At 35.2% G+C, this 20,908-nt stretch carries 19 protein-coding genes; 12 read left to right on the top strand and 7 right to left on the bottom strand.

All coding sequences use genetic code 11. The annotated features are described in order from the left end of the window. Positions 1-103 precede the first annotated feature (103 nt). The 3 genes from AC3EMB_RS07735 to AC3EMB_RS07725 all read right to left on the bottom strand — a co-directional run bounded on the left by AC3EMB_RS07735 (position 104) and on the right by AC3EMB_RS07725 (position 2,027). The gene (locus AC3EMB_RS07735; RefSeq protein ID WP_098852300.1) at positions 104-1,018 is read right to left on the bottom strand and encodes a superoxide dismutase; all 915 of its coding nucleotides are present in this window, start codon (positions 1,016-1,018) and stop codon (positions 104-106) included. Positions 1,019-1,123: 105 nt separating this feature from the next. Beyond that, positions 1,124-1,615, bottom strand: coding sequence for a YpuI family protein (locus AC3EMB_RS07730; RefSeq protein WP_075717031.1), 492 nt, complete (start codon positions 1,613-1,615; stop codon positions 1,124-1,126). A gap of 22 nt (positions 1,616-1,637) precedes the next feature. Next, a complete protein-coding gene (locus tag AC3EMB_RS07725; protein ID WP_053564895.1) occupies positions 1,638-2,027 on the bottom strand; it encodes a hypothetical protein in 390 nt (129 codons plus the stop codon). A 184-nt stretch (positions 2,028-2,211) separates the two neighbouring features. On the opposite strand from AC3EMB_RS07725, the gene mprF reads away from it, so the two are divergent. Beyond that, positions 2,212-4,791, top strand: coding sequence for a bifunctional lysylphosphatidylglycerol flippase/synthetase MprF (gene mprF / locus AC3EMB_RS07720; RefSeq protein WP_000010853.1), 2,580 nt, complete (start codon positions 2,212-2,214; stop codon positions 4,789-4,791). A 4-nt stretch (positions 4,792-4,795) separates the two neighbouring features. Here mprF and AC3EMB_RS07715 read toward each other — a convergent pair whose 3' ends face one another. After that, positions 4,796-5,584 carry a hypothetical protein gene (locus AC3EMB_RS07715; RefSeq protein ID WP_000232602.1) on the bottom strand — a complete coding sequence of 263 codons (789 nt, stop codon included), beginning with the start codon at positions 5,582-5,584 and terminating at the stop codon, positions 4,796-4,798. 176 nt (positions 5,585-5,760) lie between these two features. Here AC3EMB_RS07715 and deoD point away from each other — a divergent pair, with 176 nt between their 5' ends. From deoD to AC3EMB_RS07695, 4 genes are all read left to right on the top strand, one after another. Further along, entirely contained in the window at positions 5,761-6,468 is a 708-nt protein-coding gene (gene deoD, locus AC3EMB_RS07710; protein ID WP_000110707.1) for a purine-nucleoside phosphorylase, read from the top strand. A gap of 309 nt (positions 6,469-6,777) precedes the next feature. Then, positions 6,778-8,592: a sensor histidine kinase gene (locus AC3EMB_RS07705; protein ID WP_069355308.1), complete on the top strand. Its 1,815-nt coding sequence runs from the start codon at positions 6,778-6,780 to the stop codon at positions 8,590-8,592. Positions 8,593-8,699: 107 nt separating this feature from the next. Continuing rightward, positions 8,700-9,230 carry a tyrosine-type recombinase/integrase gene (locus AC3EMB_RS07700; protein WP_000806236.1) on the top strand — a complete coding sequence of 177 codons (531 nt, stop codon included), beginning with the start codon at positions 8,700-8,702 and terminating at the stop codon, positions 9,228-9,230. 121 nt (positions 9,231-9,351) lie between these two features. Then, positions 9,352-9,546, top strand: coding sequence for a DUF3924 domain-containing protein (locus AC3EMB_RS07695; protein WP_001094860.1), 195 nt, complete (start codon positions 9,352-9,354; stop codon positions 9,544-9,546). A gap of 214 nt (positions 9,547-9,760) precedes the next feature. On the opposite strand, the gene AC3EMB_RS07690 is transcribed toward AC3EMB_RS07695, so the two are convergent. Further along, positions 9,761-10,606, bottom strand: a complete 846-nt coding sequence (locus AC3EMB_RS07690; RefSeq protein ID WP_053564898.1) for a DUF72 domain-containing protein — start codon at positions 10,604-10,606, stop codon at positions 9,761-9,763. A 139-nt stretch (positions 10,607-10,745) separates the two neighbouring features. Here AC3EMB_RS07690 and AC3EMB_RS07685 point away from each other — a divergent pair, with 139 nt between their 5' ends. The 3 genes from AC3EMB_RS07685 to AC3EMB_RS07675 all read left to right on the top strand — a co-directional run bounded on the left by AC3EMB_RS07685 (position 10,746) and on the right by AC3EMB_RS07675 (position 14,710). Further along, positions 10,746-12,011 (top strand): ATP-binding protein, encoded by a 1,266-nt coding sequence (locus tag AC3EMB_RS07685; RefSeq protein ID WP_053564899.1) that lies wholly within the window; start codon positions 10,746-10,748, stop codon positions 12,009-12,011. Between the two features lie 248 nt (positions 12,012-12,259). Beyond that, the gene (locus tag AC3EMB_RS07680; RefSeq protein WP_488517610.1) at positions 12,260-14,086 is read left to right on the top strand and encodes a Gly-Xaa-Xaa repeat protein; all 1,827 of its coding nucleotides are present in this window, start codon (positions 12,260-12,262) and stop codon (positions 14,084-14,086) included. A 195-nt stretch (positions 14,087-14,281) separates the two neighbouring features. Then, positions 14,282-14,710 (top strand): hypothetical protein, encoded by a 429-nt coding sequence (locus AC3EMB_RS07675; protein WP_064531936.1) that lies wholly within the window; start codon positions 14,282-14,284, stop codon positions 14,708-14,710. 79 nt (positions 14,711-14,789) lie between these two features. Here AC3EMB_RS07675 and AC3EMB_RS07670 read toward each other — a convergent pair whose 3' ends face one another. Continuing rightward, positions 14,790-16,832, bottom strand: coding sequence for a transglycosylase domain-containing protein (locus tag AC3EMB_RS07670; RefSeq protein WP_088022038.1), 2,043 nt, complete (start codon positions 16,830-16,832; stop codon positions 14,790-14,792). 311 nt (positions 16,833-17,143) lie between these two features. On the opposite strand from AC3EMB_RS07670, the gene AC3EMB_RS07665 reads away from it, so the two are divergent. The 3 genes from AC3EMB_RS07665 to AC3EMB_RS07655 all read left to right on the top strand — a co-directional run bounded on the left by AC3EMB_RS07665 (position 17,144) and on the right by AC3EMB_RS07655 (position 19,692). Next, positions 17,144-17,764 carry a DUF47 domain-containing protein gene (locus tag AC3EMB_RS07665; protein ID WP_000231445.1) on the top strand — a complete coding sequence of 207 codons (621 nt, stop codon included), beginning with the start codon at positions 17,144-17,146 and terminating at the stop codon, positions 17,762-17,764. Between the two features lie 11 nt (positions 17,765-17,775). After that, positions 17,776-18,774: an inorganic phosphate transporter gene (locus AC3EMB_RS07660; RefSeq protein WP_000380276.1), complete on the top strand. Its 999-nt coding sequence runs from the start codon at positions 17,776-17,778 to the stop codon at positions 18,772-18,774. A gap of 117 nt (positions 18,775-18,891) precedes the next feature. Next, positions 18,892-19,692, top strand: coding sequence for a sulfite exporter TauE/SafE family protein (locus tag AC3EMB_RS07655; protein ID WP_053564902.1), 801 nt, complete (start codon positions 18,892-18,894; stop codon positions 19,690-19,692). Between the two features lie 293 nt (positions 19,693-19,985). On the opposite strand, the gene AC3EMB_RS07650 is transcribed toward AC3EMB_RS07655, so the two are convergent. Continuing rightward, complete coding sequence (locus tag AC3EMB_RS07650) at positions 19,986-20,213, bottom strand: hypothetical protein (RefSeq protein ID WP_000883009.1); 228 nt, start codon at positions 20,211-20,213, stop codon at positions 19,986-19,988. A gap of 170 nt (positions 20,214-20,383) precedes the next feature. Here AC3EMB_RS07650 and AC3EMB_RS07645 point away from each other — a divergent pair, with 170 nt between their 5' ends. Continuing rightward, positions 20,384-20,896: a Crp/Fnr family transcriptional regulator gene (locus AC3EMB_RS07645; RefSeq protein WP_000600585.1), complete on the top strand. Its 513-nt coding sequence runs from the start codon at positions 20,384-20,386 to the stop codon at positions 20,894-20,896. Positions 20,897-20,908 lie beyond the last annotated feature (12 nt).

The raw sequence follows: 20,908 nt of genomic DNA, 5'->3' as shown, positions 1-20,908 counted from the left end.
CACGTCCTTTTGGCACTTTTTGTACAAGTGTATGCTTGGCCTTTTAAAATATGAACGAAATCTTCCTTCTGCTTCCATTAAAAAAGACGCAGGGAATTTGCGTCTAATATGGTGTCCATTCAATTTGTTTCGCAGTTTCAAACCTTTTTTCTACATCAGGCCAATTTACAACATTCCACCAGTTTTTAATATATTCATCTTTTCGATTTTGGTATTGTAAATAATATGCATGTTCCCATACATCTAGTACAAGGAGTGGTATCGTATCCCATTGTGTAAATAATTGATGAAGTGTACTTTGCAAAATTTCTAACCTTCCAGATCGAGGCACCCAAACGAGAATTGCCCAGCCTGAACCTTCTACTTTAGAGGCCGCTTCTGTAAAATGTTTTTGGAAACGTAAAAAGCTCCCAAAATCTTGTTCAATTTGTTGCGAAAAGCTCCCTCTTGGACTTCCACCACCATCTTTTTTCATATTATTCCAAAATATTGTGTGTAAGTAATGACCTGATCCATGAAAAGCCGCTTCTCTTTCCCAATGCTTAATTAAATCAAATTGATTTGTTTTTCTCGCTTCTTCCATCATCTTCTCTGCTTTATTTAACCCTTCCACGTAACTGCGATGATGTTTATCATGATGTAACATCATAATTTCTTTAGAAATATACGGTTCTAACGCATTATACGGATAAGGTAATGGCGGGAGTGTATGTCCTCCAATTGGAACAGCTCGTTCACTATCCCCTCTTTCATACAATTCATATTCCTCTTCTTCTTGCATAAATACTTCCTGCAAGTGATGCTGAATATGTTCTACATCATCGCTTATTTCATACATAAACTCTGCATCTGTTCCATACTCATGCTCTTTCATACGCTCTAATAACGTCTGAATTTTATAAGCAAGCATATGGACATCATACACTTCCATTGCGCGGCTATCTAATACGTGAAGAACACTTTCACACCAATTTTCTACTTCATGAAAGTAATCTGTAAATACACCTTGCTGATTCATGTTGCACCTCCCTAATGCTATCCACTTAACTATATTCAATGAAAATCCCTTATATAACTGTACAAAAGGAAAAGAAGCTAAGTCTCCTTAGCTTCTTTTCCACAATCAATATTTGTGTAACATCTTTGTCTGGTAATCCGTCTCATAATATTCTAGTTCTTCACGCATCAATTGAAATTTACCTTCTAAATTCTTCATCACTTGCTCCAAAGATGCAGGTGGTGTTTGTTGAAAAACGATAGAATTTTTTCCTGTATATGCAGACCGACTATTTTCATACCAATGATCACTCTTCGGTGAAAAAAACTCTGCAATTACTTGATGGTAAATCTTATATAAAATTTTTTCAGCTGCTGTTTTTCGAAATGGCTGGCTATTCAACAAAACAAAACATGCATCATGTCCTTCTTCACAAAAAACGAGAAGTCGTCTCATTGATGCTAATACCCCTTTATAATATTGCTCATTCCCTGCTGGTGTTTCCTCTAATAAAGAAGGCAACGTATGATAATTTACATAATTGGTTATCAAATGAATAGCATCTTCTAAAAATATAGAAACTTGTTCTGTTTGATTTTCAACCATCAAATTAGACATTTTTTCTCTCTCCTTTGCCATTTCACGCTATTTCTACTCTTTTATTTTTATGTAATTCAGCCAATATTTCTTGTACTTTCAACACCGTTCCCTCATCAAAATATTGTTGAAATTCTTCCATATTATTTAAATACAAACGTTTTTGCGCACGAAGCTCCCTATCTTTCACTAAACAACATATCGCTACAATATCGCGCAAATATATGTTTTGTTCTTCTACTTTATACACTGGATTTCCTTCAAAAGGAGTAATTTCTTGTAAAACTTCTTCAAAATATCGAACGTATAAAACCGAAAAAGTTTTCTCTTTATCATTTAATATATATGTCACTTCAGATCTGTTAAAAAAATCCTCTGATGTATTAGGTTTCGCTTTTTCTAACTCATATCCTACATAACCTTTTATAATCATATACTCCCCCCTCCTCCTTCTTTTATCTTATTCTAACTTAATTTTCTGATAAACAAAATATTCTTTTAAATATACCTATATAAAAAATAGCTCCCCTATACAGGAATTTACCTTTTTATTTTTCTTGAAGTTTGTCATAATAATATTATTGTCTCAGTTTTCTTACACAAGGAGAGTTGTATTTATGTCGTTTTCATGGAAACGTTTCTTACAAATCGGGAAAATTATCTTCCCATTTGTTGTATTAACAATTGTATTCTTTCAAGCAAAAAAAGAATTAGCGGGCATTTCTTTTTTAGAAGCGATTGATACAATTAAAAACATTCCAACTGGAGGAGTCTTTTTAGCAATTACACTTGGTGCATTCGCTGTATCAACAATGTTCTTTTATGACTATGTTATGCTTCGTTACTTAAAAGCTGATATTCCTGTCCAAAAGATTTTCCGTATCTCGTGGATTGCTAATACTTTAAATGGATTTATCGGGTTTGGTGGTCTCGTTGGAGCCGGCGTACGCACAATGCTTTATCGTCCATACATAAAAGAAAATGGAAAACTTATTAAAAGTATCGCTTGGATGACAACTGCCTTTATTAATGGATTAGCCATTCTTTCATTTCTTGGTCTTATCGGAATATTAGACACGAGATTTATTTTGCATGAAAAACCATGGCTATGGCCTGTTCTTATCTTCTTTGCTCTTTTCGTTCCTATATATATCGGGTTTTCTAAATTAAAAAATAGAAAAGCGACGCAAACAGAGGGACAAGAAGAAGAGGAGAAAAACCCAACCGTTTTATACTCATTAGTTTCATTAGTCGAATGGGTATCTGCTGGTATTGTTATGTACGTCATATTATTATTATTTGGCATTGAAATCGAATTCCAAAAGTTTTTAGGCGTATATGTCATTGCTGCTTTAGCTGGTGTCGTTAGTCTTGTTCCTGGTGGCCTTGGATCATTTGATCTTGTCTTCTTAACTGGGCTTGGGCAATACGGCATCGATACAGGTGTTTTACTCCCTGCTATGTTATTATATCGTCTCGTCTATTACATCTTACCATTCTGCCTTGGTCTCATTTTTGCAGCTTTTGAAATGACAGGAGTAGCCATTAAAAAGTTTGAAGATAAACCTTTTATTGCGCCTGCATTAGAGACAACTGGTGTTATATGGACTTTGCAGCGTGACTTTCTAGGAAAGTTAGGTTCTTGGGCATCTGCTGCTTTAACAGTATTTGCTGGCTTAATGGTTATTTTATCAACCATTCTACCGACAAGTATAAATCGGGCACACGCCTTACATATTCTAGCTCCAAAACACCTTATTCAATTTTCTTTTAGCTTATCGCTAACATTCGGTATTCTCCTACTCATTCTTTCACGGGGGATATATTACGGAACAAAACGTTCTTATTATATGACGATTGTTTCTTTAATTGGAGCGGCTATTTTTAATACACTAAAAGGAATTGATGTTGAAGAAACGTTTATTTTATTAATCGTACTCGCTGTATTGTATATGCTTCGTAAAAGGTTTGTACGTGAGAAAATGGAAGTCTCACTTTCCGATATCGTAAAAGTTTTTATATTCCTACTTGTAACGTTATATTTATATAAAAACTTAGGTATTTTATTTGCAGGTGCAAAGGAAGCTTTCAAACCTGATTTTGTCGTTCGTAATATTACACAAGTGAAACGAAGTGCATTAGCAGCTGCCTTTTTTGTTCCTACTTTTTTACTAATTGGTTCACTCATTGCAAATCGTTATCGAAATGAATTTCCCGGGCAACCAGCTAATGATAAAAGATTACAAAACTTCTTAGATGAACATGGTGGAAACGTACTTAGTCATTTAGGTTTTTTAGGAGATAAGCAGTTCTTTTTCAGTAGTGATGGAAAAGCACTCATTCTCTTCTCAATAACTGGAAAACGACTTATTGTACTAGGTGATCCAATTGGGGACCCTTCCTCCTATCGTACTGTACTGCAAGAGTTTTTAGCTGAGGCTGATCGATTTGGATACATTTGTGTATTCTACCAAATTGAAAGTAAATGGATGAGTTTATATCACGATTTTGGTTATAACTTCTTTAAGCTCGGTGAAGAAGCTGTTGTTGATTTAAATACATTTACAATAACAGGAAAGAAACGCGCTGGCATGCGAGCTACTTTCAACCGTTTTGAAAGAGAAGGCTATACATTCTCTATTCACGAGCCACCTTTCTCAGACGAATTATATGAAGAGTTAAGAAAAGTTTCAGATGCATGGCTTGGTGGAAAAAAAGAGAAAGGTTTTTCACTCGGATACTTCGATCGTGAATATATTAGTCGTGCTCCTATTGCAACATTATCTGATGCAGATGGAAAAATTATTGCATTCACAACATTCATGCCCGTATATCAAAACGGATCATTATCTGTCGATTTAATGCGATATTATCCAGATGCGCCTAGCGGCATTATGGACGCAATTTTCATCCACTTATTCCAGTGGGCAAAAGAAAATGAATACCACTCCTTTAATATTGGTATGGCACCACTTTCAAATGTTGGTTTATCCACACAGTCTTTCTGGTCTGAACGAGTGGCTGCTGCAATCTTTAATAACGTTCGTTATACGTATAGTTTCAGCGGATTACGCCATTTTAAAGAAAAATATAAACCAGCATGGAGCGGTAAATATTTAGCATTTAGGAAGAATCATTCTTTACCAATTACAATGCTCTCTGTAACAAAATTAATAGGAAAAAGAAAAAACAGCTAAATTCTTAGCTGTTTTTTCTTTTTTGAACTTGTACAATAAATTCTTTTTCATACTTCTTACCATTTATATAGAAATTCCCCCACATTTTATACGTGCCCTCGGCAGGAAATGTAATCCGGTATTGTAATTGCTCATCCGTATCTACAGGCATAGCGTATAAAAAGTTCTCCTTCGTTTCATCCACGATATAGAGTGACTCTACTTCTCCTCTCTCTGAATGTAATTTCAATTTTTCACCCTTTTTCGCTTGAAACTGAAATGTTAACGTAACTGGTTCATTCGGATGTAATGCGCCAAATAAAAGAGAAACTTCATACTCTCCTATTTTTTTTGTAAGTACACTGTCGATTGGAAATTTCACTTTTTTCTTATTGTTCTCCTCTTTCGTTCTACCAAAATCTTTCCTAGCGAATGACTCTACGGACTTATTTTTATCTTCGTATAAAAATATTGTATATTCTTCGTCTTTCGCTATTTTGGAAGATAACTTATATGACCCGTTCCCTGCAAATGTAGGTTTAATTTGTTGTATGTGTTTTAACTGTCCATCTACAATCACTGCCCGAATTTGATCATTTACACCACGAATTTCATTATTCTTTTTGTTTAACAACTGAAATACAATATCTACTTTCTCATTTCCCTTTCCATTTGACACATCCCACTTTACTTCCTGAACATCTCCTACAGTCTCTTCGTTTTCTTGATATTTTTTTATGTAAAATCCTCCTGCCACAATAAGTACTAACGCAATAAGTCCAATGACAAGATTTTTCAAAACATCACCTACCATTTTTATTGTCTCTGTTCATACAAAACTTCTTAAGGTATATATTCTAGATTATGATTTATGAAATCCTCCTATTTTGCACATATTACAAATAATAAAAAGATTTTAATTGAAAGGATTCGTAGTGTATAATGCAAATGATATTGATTTCTATCAATACATTATAAGGAGGACTTTTCATGAGTGTACATATCGAAGCAAAACAAGGCGAAATCGCTGAATCTATTCTATTACCTGGTGATCCATTACGTGCAAAATATATCGCTGAAACATTTCTAGAGGATGTTACTTGCTATAATAACGTACGTGGTATGTTAGGTTTCACTGGAACTTATAAAGGAAAACGTGTATCTGTTCAAGGTACAGGTATGGGTGTTCCTTCTATTTCTATTTATGTAAACGAATTAATCCAAAGCTACGGAGTTAAAAATTTAATTCGCGTTGGAACTTGCGGTGCAATTCAAAAAGATGTAAAAGTTCGTGATGTTATTATCGCAATGACGGCTTGTACTGATTCTAATATGAACCGTTTAACATTCCCAGGATTTGATTTTGCACCAGCTGCAAACTTTGATCTTTTAAAGAAAGCTTACGATGCTGGAACTGAAAAAGGATTACACGTTCGTGTCGGTAACGTTTTAACAGCAGATGTGTTTTATCGTGAAAGCATGGACATGGTTAAAAAACTTGGAGATTACGGTGTATTAGCAGTAGAAATGGAAACAACTGCTCTTTACACATTAGCAGCGAAATACGGTGTAAATGCATTATCTGTATTAACAGTTAGCGATCACATCTTCACTGGCGAAGAAACAACATCTGAAGAGCGTCAAACTACATTTAACGAAATGATTGAAATCGCTTTAGATGCAGCAATTCAACAATAATACACTAAAGAACTTGTCATACGTCTGGCGAGTTCTTTTTATGTGACTTTTTATAAATAACTATTTTATAAAGAGACAGATTTCTCCCCTCTACTTTCTTGTAACGTTTGTTATAATAAAGTGAAACTTTAATCAGTGGGGATTTTTCCCATTCTCCATTGATTATTAGTTGAACCAATCAGGATTTTACGGGCAGTTGATCTCCCGCCTAACTCCCTTGTATTTGCCGAATTTTGAAGTAGGAGTCTTATTACCTGTTAAGGCGGGATAAAGAAATCATTTACAGTATTTCTCATAAGAGGTGACGCAGTGAAAAACAGAAGTATCGTCTTTAAACTATTTTTATTAACATCAACTTTATTTACAATAATATTCCTACTTTTTTTCCTAGGACAATCTCTATTTTTAGAGAAATTTTATATTAATAAAAAAGTAAAAACAGTTCAAACTGCTTTTGAAAAATTCGTAGATAATTATGACAAAAGTGATAAAAGTTATGAGAAAGTTAGAAAACTAAAACAAGAATTTCATGATAAAACAAATGCCGATATGCAGTTTTTGGATTCTAACGGTATTATTAAAAGTGATAACAATTACTATATCGATGTATTTAATCCCAACAATAATAAACAGTATTCCATTCCACTCAATAATCTTTTAACACCAGAAGAATATAATAAATTCGAAAATTTAGGTTTAAAAAAAGATGTAATAATTAATGTTGATGGAGTCGTACAAGAGAATAATATAATCACACCACAAAAATTAGGAACGAATTATAATCAATGGCAAAACGAACATTTCTATTCGGATTTTCAGTCAATTAATGGTAATCCTTCCAAAAATAGACTTACAAGCCGATACAAATCTACAACTCGCATCGTCTTTACAGGTGTTATAACTAAGTTACAGCTCCCATCAAAAGCTGAGGTTCGTCTTGCAAATGATATTGAAACATTACAAGCCGTTCAATATTTTGCAGATATTATTAGAGATGGCACTTCTAACTCGAACCAATTAAACACGTTCATATTAGATGGTGGCGAAAATATAAAAAATAGTATCTTTGTAAAACCGATTATAGAAAACGGAAAGATTACAGAATATGCTTTTGCGATAGCATCTTTGCAGCCCGTTAATGAAGCGATGCTCGTTTTAAAAGACTATTATGTTTATGCCTTAATCATCGTGTTTCTCGTTATTATTTTGTTATCCTTCTACTACTCAAAAATCATTGTTAAGCCATTAATTAAAATAAATCGTGTTACAAAAAAAATGGCTAATTTTGATTTCAGCGAGAAATTACCTGTTACAGCTGACGATGAAATTGGCGGGCTTTCTGGCAGTATCAATACATTATCTGTAAATTTAAAAGATCGAATCGATCGATTAAATGTCGCTAATACAAAGTTACAACAAGATATTGAACGTGAACGTCAATTAGAAAAAACAAGAAAAGAATTCATTTCTGGCGTGTCACACGAATTAAAAACACCACTGAGTGTAATTAGAAGTTTTGCAGAAGGAATTAAAGATGGTGTTAGTAAGGATACTTCGTATTATACTGATGTTATTTTAGAAGAAACAGAAAATATGAACAGGCTGATTGTTGAAATGTTAGAATTAGCAAAGTTGGAATCTGGTACTTACAAACTAGATATGACGACGTTCTCAATCGGTGAATTAACGCAACAAGTCTACACAAAATTATTATTTAGCATGGAAGAAAAACATTTACAAGTGAATGTCGATGCAGACCCTTCTATACTTGTTAAAGCAAATCGTAGCCGTATTGAGCAAGTAGTTGTGAACTTACTAAGTAATGCAATCCGTTATACGCCAGATGGAGAAAAAATACAAGTCTCTATTATAGAAGCAGAAGATACCGTAAAAGTCGAAATCGAAAATACAGGAAACCCTATCCCTGAAGAAAGTCTTGAAAAAATTTGGGATCGCTTCTATCGTCTAGATGCATCACGTAGCCGTCACACTGGAGGTACCGGTCTCGGATTATCTATTGTTAAAAACATTTTAGACCTCCATCATGCCGAATACGGTGTGTATAATACGACTAACAGTGTTGTATTCTATTTCAATTTACAAAAAGTAAAAGAAGTCAAATAATTTGTCTTAATTTCACTAGGAGTTCACATGAAATTCACACTCTCCCTTTATAGTAAGAAACAAGTTAATCCTTTCCTTTACACATATAAAAGAGGAGAGTGCGTGAAATGAAACAAGCAGGACAACCTATTCAAAATGAAAAACAATTAGAAACTATCAAAAATATACTTTTACAATCTTCGAAACGTGATGGCTTATTATTCGTATTAGCTGTAAATTCTGGCTTAAAAGTAAGTGAAATCTTACAATTAAAAGTTAGTGATGTAATCGATGAAAATGAAAATGTTCGCCATTCCATTTTATTTTACAATGAAAAAGTGAAGAAACATAAATGGTTTGCTGTAAATGAAGACTTACAGCACGCAATCGAAGACTACATGAAAGAACGTAAAACTTGGAAACGTAATGAACCATTGCTAAAATCTCAAAAAGGAACAAAATCTATTACGAGACAACATGCATGGTACATTTTAAACAAAGCTGCAAAAGAAGTTGGATTAGAAGGGATTAGCTCACATACACTTCGAAAAACTTGGGGTTATTGTGCATACAAATCAGGTGTTGATATTGCATTTTTACAACACTTCTTTGATCACAGTACTCCATCAAAAACTTTAAAGTATATCGGTATTGCTTAATAACTCTTATACATAAAAAAGGTTACCATTTGAAAATTTGGTAACCTTTTTTATATTTCATATTCTCTTTTCTTGTCTCTCCTATACTGTAGTGGTACTCTAATACTAAGGGGGAGAAATTATGAACACACTTACAATTGAATTACCAAAAGAAACGGCTGAAAAACTTGATTTATTAAAACAAGCTTATGAAAAGAAAACAGGTGCTTCTATCTCTGAGAGCACTCTCGTTCAAACACTTATCTCAAAAGAATTTATCCAGGCGATAACTCCTTTTGATTTACAACAATTTGTCAACGGAAAAGAACAGCATTAATGCTGTTCTTTTTTTATCTCTATTTAAAATATACAAAGTTTTTTATATATTTTTAGAAAAACCATTGACAATGATAATGATAACCATTATCATTTATTACGAAGCCAACAATTGATGAATCAACCAAACGCTCAGTAACATTGTTACCCCTCTTTTTCATATAGAAAGGCACTGTACATTCCCCCTGTTTGTACAGTGCCTTTCTTGTTTATTATCATTCAAAAAAATTTAATTGCTCCGGCTTCGGCTCACCATATGTAATGTTCATCATTTTCATAAGCTGTTTCGCATTATCTGCTGCATCCCCACCTGAATTGTTGTTAAACAGTACGTATATATCCTTTGTTTTCTTTTTTAATTGCTCTAGTCGTTCAACCCATTCTTCCAGTTCTTTATTGTTGTAGCGATATAAACAGCGAACCGCTCTCCAATTTTCCCCTTTATCAAGCCAACCATGAACATTTCGACCGTGAAAACGTATTAATGCCATGTCTGAATTCGTAACCTCTAACACGAGTGGCACAGAACCTATCCCAGCCTGTGGTTCATCACAAATTGTATGAACCCATTTCTCCTGTTCTAGAAACTGTAACGTCTTATCTATCATTTCTGGATAAAACCATGTTTGATTTCGAAATTCTATTGCACATGGTAAACCTTCCATTTTTTCTTTCGTATATCGAAGAAAATCTACATTTTTCTTTTTGCAATCAAACCATGGTGGATATTGAAATAAAATTGTTTTTAATTTATCAGCTTCTAATAAAGGAAGAATAGACTGTTTATACACATCAAACATCTCATCGAACGTAGAAAAAGGAATTTCACCTTTCATATGTCCTGTCATTCCTTGATACGCTTTTACGACAAAAGAAAAATCTTTCGGCGTTTCCATTGCCCATTTTATATAATTTCGTGCAGGTTGCATCGCGTAAAATGAACTATCCACTTCCACAATAGGAAAATACTCGCTATATGTTCGTAATTTATTTCTATTTTCATAGGAATCTATGTATAAAGAATTATGATCTCCCCATCCTGTCACTCCAATGAACAGCACATATATCCCTCCCTTTTTAACTTCATCTTCTATTCACTTTCCAAACACTTTGCATCATGTAGCCTTTTCTTTAAGAGTATCCTTATAAAAATATGATATACTATATGGAAGAATTTTTAAAATGAGGGGTTATTTATTTATGCTTCCAAACGATGCTACTGTATCTCATGAAAAACGAATTGAAGAACTAGAAAATAAAGTACGTTTTTATGAAGAACTTGTGAATCAATTACCACATCATTTCACATACAAAAATCCACATATTGGTTTACGAATAAAGAAAACCAGAACAACTCATTCCATTCAAGAAATACCAAAAGAAAATAAAGAAGCTAATTTTCAACTTACTTGTGATTCATTATTTTTATTTGAACAACTTGAAAAACACTTTGTTCATATTTTTGATGCCTTTTCACATCATGTAACCTTTGTCGATAGTAAAGGGAATATTACTTTATGTAATCAAGTTGCCGCAGATGATTTCGGTGTAATACGTAATGATATTATTGGAAAACCAATTCAACAATTACTAAACTTGCCGGAAGAAAAAATTAAAGCAATTGAAACATTAAGAACGGGAACAGAAATATATAATGAAGAAGTTTTAGACAAAAATTACGGTATTATAAATAACCGAATTATTCGTGATTATAACGGTGAGATTTTTAGAGTTATTAGTGTCTTTCATTATTTAAATACAGAACGTGATGCAGAGAAGTTTTCGTTAGCAGGGCGAATCGCAGCTGGAATTGCACACGAAGTACGAAATCCTCTTACAACAGTACGAGGATACTTACAATTTTTACAAGAAAGCGTTTCTACATCAAATCAAGAGTTATTTAAAAACTTGCTTATCCCTGAATTAGATCGTGCAAATAATATTATTACAAAATTTTTAGCTGTTTCAAAAACACGGGAATTTACAAGAGAACCGTTTCCGATCAATACATTTTTACGTGACTATATTCAACAGTTACTAGCTAGTGAAGTCTCCTTGCATAACATTTCAATTGATTATAACTTCTCTAATGAATTAGATGATATTTTAGTCAATATTGATCGACATGAACTTGTTCAAGTGTTTTTAAATCTATTTCAAAATGCCGTCGATGCTCAAGGCGACAAACCTCTTTCTATTCAAATCACTAGTTATCGCCTTGATAACTTCGTTCGGATTACTTTCACAGATAATGGAATTGGTATTCCTCCAGCTATTCAAGAATATATCTTTGATCCATTCTTCTCAACGAAGGATTCGGGAACAGGACTAGGCTTGTCAGTAACAAAAAAAATCATCCAAAATCATAACGGTACGCTCAAAATGACTAGTGCTCCAGACGGTACAACCTTCACTATTTCTATTCCGATTTTACCTAAAGTAAATCGTGAAGCAATTAACTTATAAAATAATAATGCTGTTCTATGAACTCCCTTTAATTGTTAAGCAAACACTAACAATTAAAGGGAGTTTTTTTATGCTAATTTATTCTCTTTAAAACATATAGATTTTTCTCTACTTTTTTATTATTCGTGTTAGGTAGGTAAACTTCTTATTTTTTGAGAAATAGTAGTTTGTCCATCACGAATTTAATTTGAATTTCATTTTAATATATAGTAACGACTATTTATTCTATGAAAGAAAGGAATGAAAAGATGAACAATAAAAATAAAGGAAAAGTATTTTATGGTAATGATTGTTGCGAAGTAAGAGCATGTAGCCATATTAACATCTCTAAGTCAGAACTTACAGAATTTGTTAGACTTCTTCAAGCTCTTGGTCAAGCTATTCAAGCTGTCTTCCAAAACCCTTCTCAAAATAATATTGATAATCTGATTAACGTCTTAAATAATCTCCAACGATTCCTCAATTGCTTAAATTTGTCTCCTGCACAAAAACAAATTGCAAATTCTATTATCGCTAATCTGTTAACTATTTTAAGAACAACACCTTTTTCATGTGGGGCATTATACGTTGAACTACAAAGCCTGCTTAATTATTTATTGTATATCGCTAAGTTATTCAAAATTGATTGCTGTGCTATCGATAATCTCGTTAAACTCATTTCAGAAATTCAAGCTATCTTAGTTCAATATGGATCTGGTTGCCTAGGTGGAGGAACTACTGGTGCTACGGGGGCTACTGGTGCTACTGGACCTCAAGGCGCTACTGGACCTCAAGGACCGGCGGGCGCTCAAGGCGCTACTGGGGCTCAAGGTCCGGCTGGGGCTCAAGGCGCTACTGGGGCTCAAGGACCTCAAGGTGCTCAGGGACCAGCAGGTGCTCAAGGGGCTACTGGACCTCAAGGTGCTCAAGGTATTCAAGGGCCAGCAGGCGCTACGGGGGCTACTGGCGCTCAAGGGCCAGCGGGCGCTACTGGGGCTACTGGCGCTCAAGGGCCAGCAGGCGCTACTGGGGCTACTGGCGCTCAAGGCGTTCAAGGGCCAGCAGGCGCTACTGGGGCTACTGGCGCTCAAGGCGCTCAAGGCGCTCAAGGGCCAGCAGGCGCTACGGGGGCTACTGGCGCTCAAGGTATTCAAGGGCCAGCAGGCGCTACGGGGGCTACTGGCGCTCAAGGCGTTCAAGGGCCAGCAGGCGCTACGGGGGCTACTGGCGCTCAAGGCGTTCAAGGGCCAGCAGGCGCTACGGGGGCTACTGGCGCTACGGGGGCTACTGGCGCTCAAGGCGTTCAAGGGCCAGCAGGCGCTACTGGGGCTCAAGGTGCTCAAGGCGTTCAAGGGCCAGCAGGCGCTACGGGGGCTACTGGCGCTCAAGGCGTTCAAGGGCCAGCAGGCGCTACTGGCGCTCAAGGCGTTCAAGGCGTTCAAGGGCCAGCAGGCGCTACTGGCGCTCAAGGCGTTCAAGGCGTTCAAGGGCCAGCGGGCGCTACTGGGGCTCAAGGTGCTCAAGGCGTTCAAGGGCCAGCAGGCGCTACTGGCGCTACTGGGGCTCAAGGTGCTCAAGGGCCAGCAGGCGCTACTGGGGCTACTGGCGCTCAAGGTGCTCAAGGTGCTCAAGGGCCAGCAGGCGCTACTGGGGCTACTGGCGCTCAAGGTGCTACGGGGGCTACTGGACCAGCGGGTACTCCGATTCCTATAACTACAGCTGTCTTAGGTAACACAAATGCACAAACAGTATCACCAGGAAGCAATATACAATTCAATGAAACATTCGAATTAACAAACCTCTCCTTTAACGGCTCTGATACTCTAACTGTTTTAGAAACTGGTGTATACGATATTAACTTCTCCGCATCTACAACATTCCCAGGCTCTTCACCATTTGGTTTCGGTCTTTCATTTAATGGCCAACCACCTAGTCGTAATTTTTCAACTAACGTTATCGGTAGTGCGGTTTCTTTCTCAACGATTATTACTTTAACAGCTGGTACAACAATCTCTGTACAACCTACAGCAAATACTATCTCTATTCCAAATACAGGTGAAACAACTGCAGTACTAACCGTCTTCCGAATTTACTAATTTTCGTCAAATAATCATATTTATAGTTATATGTTTAATTGATTGTCTATTAAATCTCTCTTTTAATAAAAAGGAGCACTTATTTGGGAGGATAAGTGCTCCTTCTTTACGTTTCTTTACCTCAAATTTACTCTATCTTAATCCTCATTTTGTATGATAAATAATGAAGTCAAAGATATGAAAGAGGGATGAAAAATGAGAGTTATGTCACTGATACGCATTTGGATTGCTCTTATGGTATGCATTATTTTATGTGTAGGATTTTTTTTAACTCTAAAATACTCCACTATTTCAAAAGCAGAGAGAAAAACAGTTCCATACAAACTTTTGTATACGAAACAAAACGACATCCCTTATTCCAATTCCACAAATAATGAAAAAAAAGTTATAAAAGGAATGCTTATTACGAAAGCTTCTAATTACGAAACTCTACTTCATATTGCTGAAACGATTAAAGATCAGTATACAAATAAAGGAATTGATGAAATCACGCTGTCTATCCATAATGAAAATAATGGTAGTTATGAAGAAGAATTACCTTACGAACCGATTAGTAAAGGAACAATAATCGTCACATACGATTCTCAATCCTTTGGCAGTACGAACATTACTCTTAATGAATAGTAGCATTTATCTCACTCATTATGAGCTCACTTTATTTTTCACACGAGAAAGAGGCGAATAATGAAATTCGCCTCTTTTTTTACCATAATGATGGAATCCACTCTTTCACTTTATCAAACCACTCTTGCTGTTCTTTTTTCCTTTGTTGCTCTTCTTCTTGCCTTTTCTTTTCTTCTTCTTTTCTTCGCTTTTCTTCTTCAATTGTTTGCAATTGTTTTTTATAGTCCGCCTCAGATATTAACGACAATTGGAACGCTTTTTGGGCTGGGTTTGCATTTGCTTTTTTCATGATATCCCGGAACATCGTCGTTGTAATTTGGCTACCACCCGGAACATAATGCTCGCTATCTGTTTTGTCATATCCTACCCAAATCGCACCTACTAAATCTGGTGTGTATCCTACAAACCAAGAGTCCTTTGCCCCTACGCTCGGACCATTTACAAGTTGAGTAGTCCCTGTCTTCCCTGCTGTATCAACATTATTAACTTTCGCTTTTTCACCTGTTCCCTTTTCTACAACACCTTTTAATAAATACGTCATCTTTTGAGCGATTTTCTCACTCGTCACTCGTGTCTCTTTCTTATACCATTTCCCTATTATTTCCCCTTCAGCATTTTGAACTTCTCTAATTGCATGAGCCTCTACTTGAACCCCATCATTAGCAAATGTACTATATGCTTGGGCCATTACAAATGGTGATGTCCCTACATGCATCCCACCTAAAGCAATTGGATACGTACGGTCTTCTGGTACTAATGGAATACCAAATCGCTCTAAAGATTTCAATCCTTTATCTAATCCTATTTGTTCTAATAGCCACACAGCAGAAACATTATACGATTTTGCTACCGCTTCATACATTGTCACATTACCATGAAAAGCCTGATCACTATTTTTAGGTTCATATTCTTTAATATGAAATGGTTCATCCTTTAATATATCGTATACCTCATACCCTTGTTCTAAAGCGGGTACATATACAGCTAGAGGCTTTAATGTTGAACCTGGCTGTCTTTTTAATTGCGTAGCATGATTAAATTGTAAAAACTGATATGGTCCTCTCCCCCCAACTAAAGCTGGAACACCGCCTGTTTTGGGATTTATAAGGACTACACCCGTTTGCATAAGTTGATCTGAGCCACTATCTTTGAAATAACTATCATTATTCACAACATCTTCTACAGCTTGTTGTTTTTTCGGATCCAGCTCAGTATAAATACGATAACCACCTGCTAAAATTTCATTTTGTGTTAATTCATACTTATCCATCGCTTCCCTAACTATATAATCTACATATTGGGAGTATTTACCTTTATATTTATCATCAACCCCACGTTTTAATACAAGTCCTGACTCTTTTTCTTTATTGTATTGCTCTTCAGAAATATATCCTTGTTCCTTCATTAAACTTAATACGACATTACGTCGTTCAATTGATTTATTAAAGTTTTTATAAGGCGAATACGCAGACGGCGCTTTAATTAAGCCCGCGATCGTTGCAGCTTCTGAAATTGATAAATCTTTTACCTCTTTATCAAAATAAGATTTAGCTGCCCTCTTTATCCCCCAAGCACCTTCCCCAAAATAAATTTGATTCATATACATTTCAATAATTTCATCTTTTGTATAAGTACGTTCTATTTTTTTCGTTAAAAAGTATTCCTTTATTTTACGAGAAAATGTACGATCTTGTGTCAGAAATACATTCTTCGCAAGCTGCTGTGTAATTGTACTTCCCCCTGCTACAACTTCTCCTGCTGTAATATTTTTAAAAACTGCACTTATAATTCCACTATAATAAATACCATGATGGTTAAAAAATTCCTTATCTTCTACTGCAACAATTGCCTGAACCATAATATCAGGAATATCTTTTCTTTTAACACCTTCTGTTTTCGAAGAAGCTAATTTAGTTGCGACCTCATTATTTGCATCATAAATTAAAGTCGGTTGTGGAACAGCTTGTTTTAATTCAGATATGTCTTGAATGGAAATTATTATATTTACAGCAATAAATAGAGTAACGAGTACACTTCCCAATACAATTAATGAATTACGAAGTTTCTTCCTCTTATTGAACCACTCAAGCATTTTTTTAAAATGAGTGTTCTTCAATTTCATTCGTTCACTTCCTTCATTTATTTACACTCTTCTTTTTAAAAGGAAGAATATACCGCCTTTTAAATTTATTATAATAACGTAGTCATTCCTATAGTGTAAAGCTTTTCTTTTACATTCATACTTTTTGCAAGAAAAGGACATTCTACAAGTAAGATATTCACTATTGGATATTAATATTATTAATAGAACAACGAGAGTTATGTTAAGTTTTTGTAAACTTTTCGATAAAATGTTTTAAAAAACGACAGTTTTTTGTTAGAATTGATTAGCCAATATATTTTACATATATTACTTTTGTGGGGGTAACAATAATGGTCTTTAAATCAAAAAAAGATAAATTTTCTGAAATGTTAATGAATGTTTCCGAAAATTTAAAAGAAGGCGCGCAATTTTTCGTGGAGTATAAAATTAAAAATGCTAGCGATTTAAAAGAGTTTTCTATGCGCATGAAAGAGTATGAGTCAAAAGGTGACTCATTTATTCACGAAATCATTATGGAGTTAAACAAAGCGTTTATTACTCCGATTGAACGTGAGGACATCCTACAACTTGCAATGAGTATGGATGATGTATTAGACGGATTAGATCACAGTGCTGGTCTGTTCGAAATGTATTCTATTACAGAAGCTGATGAATACATGATTAAATTCGTAGAAGCAATTAATCAATGTGCAATTGAAATTGCAAATTCTGTTGAACTACTGTCTAAAAAGAAGTTAGTCGACATTCGTACGAACGCAATCAAGATTAAGGATTACGAATCACAATGCGATGATATTCGTCGTCATGCGATTAAGCACTTATTCTCTCGTGAGAAAGATCCGATTAAGATTATTCAATTTAAAGAGATTTACGAAGAGCTTGAAGAAGTAGCTGATAGCTGTCAAAGCGTTGCAAACGTATTAGAAACAATTATTATGAAGAACGCGTAAGGAGTTTGATCATGGATACACTCTTGATACTGACCGTTTTAGTAGTCATTTGCGCTTTAGCTTTTGACTTTATCAATGGATTTCACGATACAGCAAACGCTATTGCAACGGCTGTTTCAACGAAAGCTCTAAAGCCTAGACATGCAATTATTATGGCAGCTATTATGAACTTTTTAGGTGCAATGACATTTACAGGTGTAGCAAAAACGATTACAAAAGATATCGTTGACCCATTTGCTTTACAAAATGGTTCTCTTGTAATTTTAGCTGCTTTACTTGCGGCGATAGCATGGAACTTAATTACTTGGTACTACGGTATCCCAAGTAGTTCTTCGCATGCAATTATTGGCTCAATCGCAGGTGCAGCCATTGCTGCTGCTGGTATTAGCTCATTAAACCTTAAAGGATTCATTAAAATTCTTGAAGCTTTAATCATTTCACCAATTATCGCTTTCGTTATTGGTTATATCGTATACAGTATTTTTAAAGTGGTCTTTAAAAACTTTAACTTAACGAAAACGAACAAAAACTTCCGTATATTCCAGATTTTCACTGCAGCATTACAAGCCTATACACACGGTACGAATGATGCACAAAAAGCAATGGGAATCATTACGATGGCTCTTATGGCTAATAACTATCATACTTCTAGCGATATTCCGTTCTGGGTACAATTATCTTGTGCTATCGCAATGGGGCTTGGTACTTCTGTCGGTGGATGGAAAATTATTAAAACTGTCGGTGGACAAATTATGAAAATTCGTCCTGTAAATGGTGTAGCTGCCGATTTATCATCATCACTTGTTATTTTCGGTGCAACATTCATTCACTTACCGGTTAGTACGACGCACGTTATCTCTTCTTCTATTTTAGGGGTTGGTGCTTCTCACCGTGTGAAAGGGGTAAAATGGGGAACTGCAAAACGTATGTTAATTACATGGGTTATTACACTTCCTATTTCAGCTTCTTTAGCTGCTCTATTTTACTACCTATTACATTTTGTTTTCTAATCAAAAGTCGTCTTCCTTATTTTTCTAGGAAGACGACTTTTTTGTGAACAAGCCTATTTCTCATTAAAAAGCGTGTATAATAATTGGTGGATAAGTTATTTAGAGGAGTTGGCAATTTTGGAATACATCATGTTACTTTTCATCGGACTAATCGCCGGGACAGTCGGCAGCCTAGTTGGGCTTGGAGGCGGAATTATTATTGTTCCGTTATTAATTGGATTACACAGTTTATCACCACAACTTGCAGTAGGGACTTCTATGGTAACAGTCGTTTTTACAGGGCTATCTTCCACCCTTACTTATATGAAGCATAAACGAGTAGATTATAAAAGTGGACTTATTTTATTTATCGGAAGCGGCCCTGGTGGTATTATCGGGTCATGGGCAAATAAATTTTTAAACCAAGACACATTTTCTTTATACTTTGGGGTTTTCCTTATATTCGTCTCAATTCTACTTATGCTTCGAGACAAATTAAAACCTCTTTCCCTCTCAAATACGTCTGTAATTAAGCGTTCTTTTACAGATAATGATGGAAATACTGTACACTACCAATTCCCACCGTTTCTTGCTATCTTTATTGCCTTTATAGTTGGGTTTATATCTGGGTTATTTGGAATTGGTGGCGGTGCCTTACTTGTTCCAGCAATGATGCTTCTTTTTGCATTCCCAGCACATATTGCAGTAGCAACTTCAATGTTCATCGTATTTCTATCAGCAATTGTAAGTTCTGCAACTCACATCTCACTTGGAAATGTCAGCTGGATTTATGCATTAATCCTTATTCCTGGTGCATGGATCGGCGGAAAAATCGGGGCTTACATTAATACAAAACTAAGTGGTAACGCCGTAATTAATTTATTACGTATTACGTTAATTATTCTTGGAACTAGATTAATCATTATTTCCCTTTTATAACGTATTCTTTTTAGAATGCGTTTTTCTTATACACATGAATATAAAAATCCTCCGAGGAGAACAAATAAAATTAAACAAACACATAATAACATATAATTTGAAATATGTACTTTCTTCAAGTTGACCACTCCTATAACTGCGACTGTTATCTTTATGATAGCGAAAAAATAGTTCACTTGCAGTTACAGAGTGCTAACAATGCAAAATCAATTATTACAAATTTTATCCTTATATTTCATTTCTTTGTATATTCTATCGATTTAATAAAAAAAGATGTCATATTGACATCTTTTTTAGTGAAGAAGTGACCATCCCATAAAGTCTTCATGTACTTGGCACGCCCTCTTATCATTTCGATCATATAATTCAGCATAACTATCTGTTTCTTCATCATAAGCCATCGTATAAATAATTTGGCCGTCTACTTCAACGGATAAAACGACTCCACCTTTCATCTCTTCTACATGAATGATAGCATTCGCCGGAATTCTCATATCCGTCATTCTCATCGCATCTAACAATATACTAAACCCCCTACAGCGTATTCATTGCTAGTACTATTACACACTAAATAGTATACTACTGTAATAGCATACATTTCGTCAATGAAATTGCTGTTGAAATAGCATATTGTCTATATACATATACGCTAAAATAGAAGAAATAGAAACATATTAATGGGGGGCTAACATTGATTCTACACAAAGGAGATGTACTATTCCGTCAAGGCGAGGACGGTCCTTTATACTTTATAAAAACAGGCTTATTAAAAGTAGTTCGGCTAGAGGAAGACGGAACACCATTTTTATTCAACATTATCGTTCCAGGTGAAACGATACCTCATCATTCTTTGATTTCACCGAAAGAATATCACGGTACAGCTATCGCTTTAATAAAAACAGAAGTTGAACCGATCACTAGTAGTGAATGGTATGAGAGACTTCAAGCAAATCCCGAATCATATGCCAACATCGCTATGCAATTGCAATCTAAATTAAGAATGATGCAACAACGAATTGATCAATTGACAACCGTCTCTCCGAAAGAACGTCTTCATCGTTTACAAGAATGGTTCACATTATATTTAGGTGACATTCCTATATATGAAATATTAACACAAACTGAAATTGGTCAACTGATAGGCATACGCCGTGAAACAGTTAACCGTTTATTACGAGAACAAATAAAAAACGAGGTAAAATAAATACCTCGTTTT

It is taken from the genome of Bacillus sp. LQ16 (assembly GCF_057784645.1).
This window is presented reverse-complemented; position numbering and strand designations above follow the sequence as displayed.

Bases quoted from the DNA above. Each gene is read 5' to 3' on its own strand.
- AC3EMB_RS07685 (WP_053564899.1), top strand. From the start codon at position 10,746: ATGCTTCCAAACGATGCTACTGTATCTCATGAAAAACGAATTGAAGAA.
- mprF (WP_000010853.1), top strand. From the start codon at position 2,212: ATGTCGTTTTCATGGAAACGTTTCTTACAAATCGGGAAAATTATCTTC.
- AC3EMB_RS07695 (WP_001094860.1), top strand. From the start codon at position 9,352: ATGAACACACTTACAATTGAATTACCAAAAGAAACGGCTGAAAAACTT.
- AC3EMB_RS07670 (WP_088022038.1), bottom strand. From the start codon at position 16,832: ATGAAATTGAAGAACACTCATTTTAAAAAAATGCTTGAGTGGTTCAAT.
- deoD (WP_000110707.1), top strand. From the start codon at position 5,761: ATGAGTGTACATATCGAAGCAAAACAAGGCGAAATCGCTGAATCTATT.
- AC3EMB_RS07700 (WP_000806236.1), top strand. From the start codon at position 8,700: ATGAAACAAGCAGGACAACCTATTCAAAATGAAAAACAATTAGAAACT.
- AC3EMB_RS07680 (WP_488517610.1), top strand. From the start codon at position 12,260: ATGAACAATAAAAATAAAGGAAAAGTATTTTATGGTAATGATTGTTGC.
- AC3EMB_RS07665 (WP_000231445.1), top strand. From the start codon at position 17,144: ATGGTCTTTAAATCAAAAAAAGATAAATTTTCTGAAATGTTAATGAAT.
- AC3EMB_RS07660 (WP_000380276.1), top strand. From the start codon at position 17,776: ATGGATACACTCTTGATACTGACCGTTTTAGTAGTCATTTGCGCTTTA.
- AC3EMB_RS07675 (WP_064531936.1), top strand. From the start codon at position 14,282: ATGAGAGTTATGTCACTGATACGCATTTGGATTGCTCTTATGGTATGC.
- AC3EMB_RS07725 (WP_053564895.1), bottom strand. From the start codon at position 2,027: ATGATTATAAAAGGTTATGTAGGATATGAGTTAGAAAAAGCGAAACCT.
- AC3EMB_RS07715 (WP_000232602.1), bottom strand. From the start codon at position 5,584: ATGGTAGGTGATGTTTTGAAAAATCTTGTCATTGGACTTATTGCGTTA.
- AC3EMB_RS07730 (WP_075717031.1), bottom strand. From the start codon at position 1,615: ATGTCTAATTTGATGGTTGAAAATCAAACAGAACAAGTTTCTATATTT.
- AC3EMB_RS07735 (WP_098852300.1), bottom strand. From the start codon at position 1,018: ATGAATCAGCAAGGTGTATTTACAGATTACTTTCATGAAGTAGAAAAT.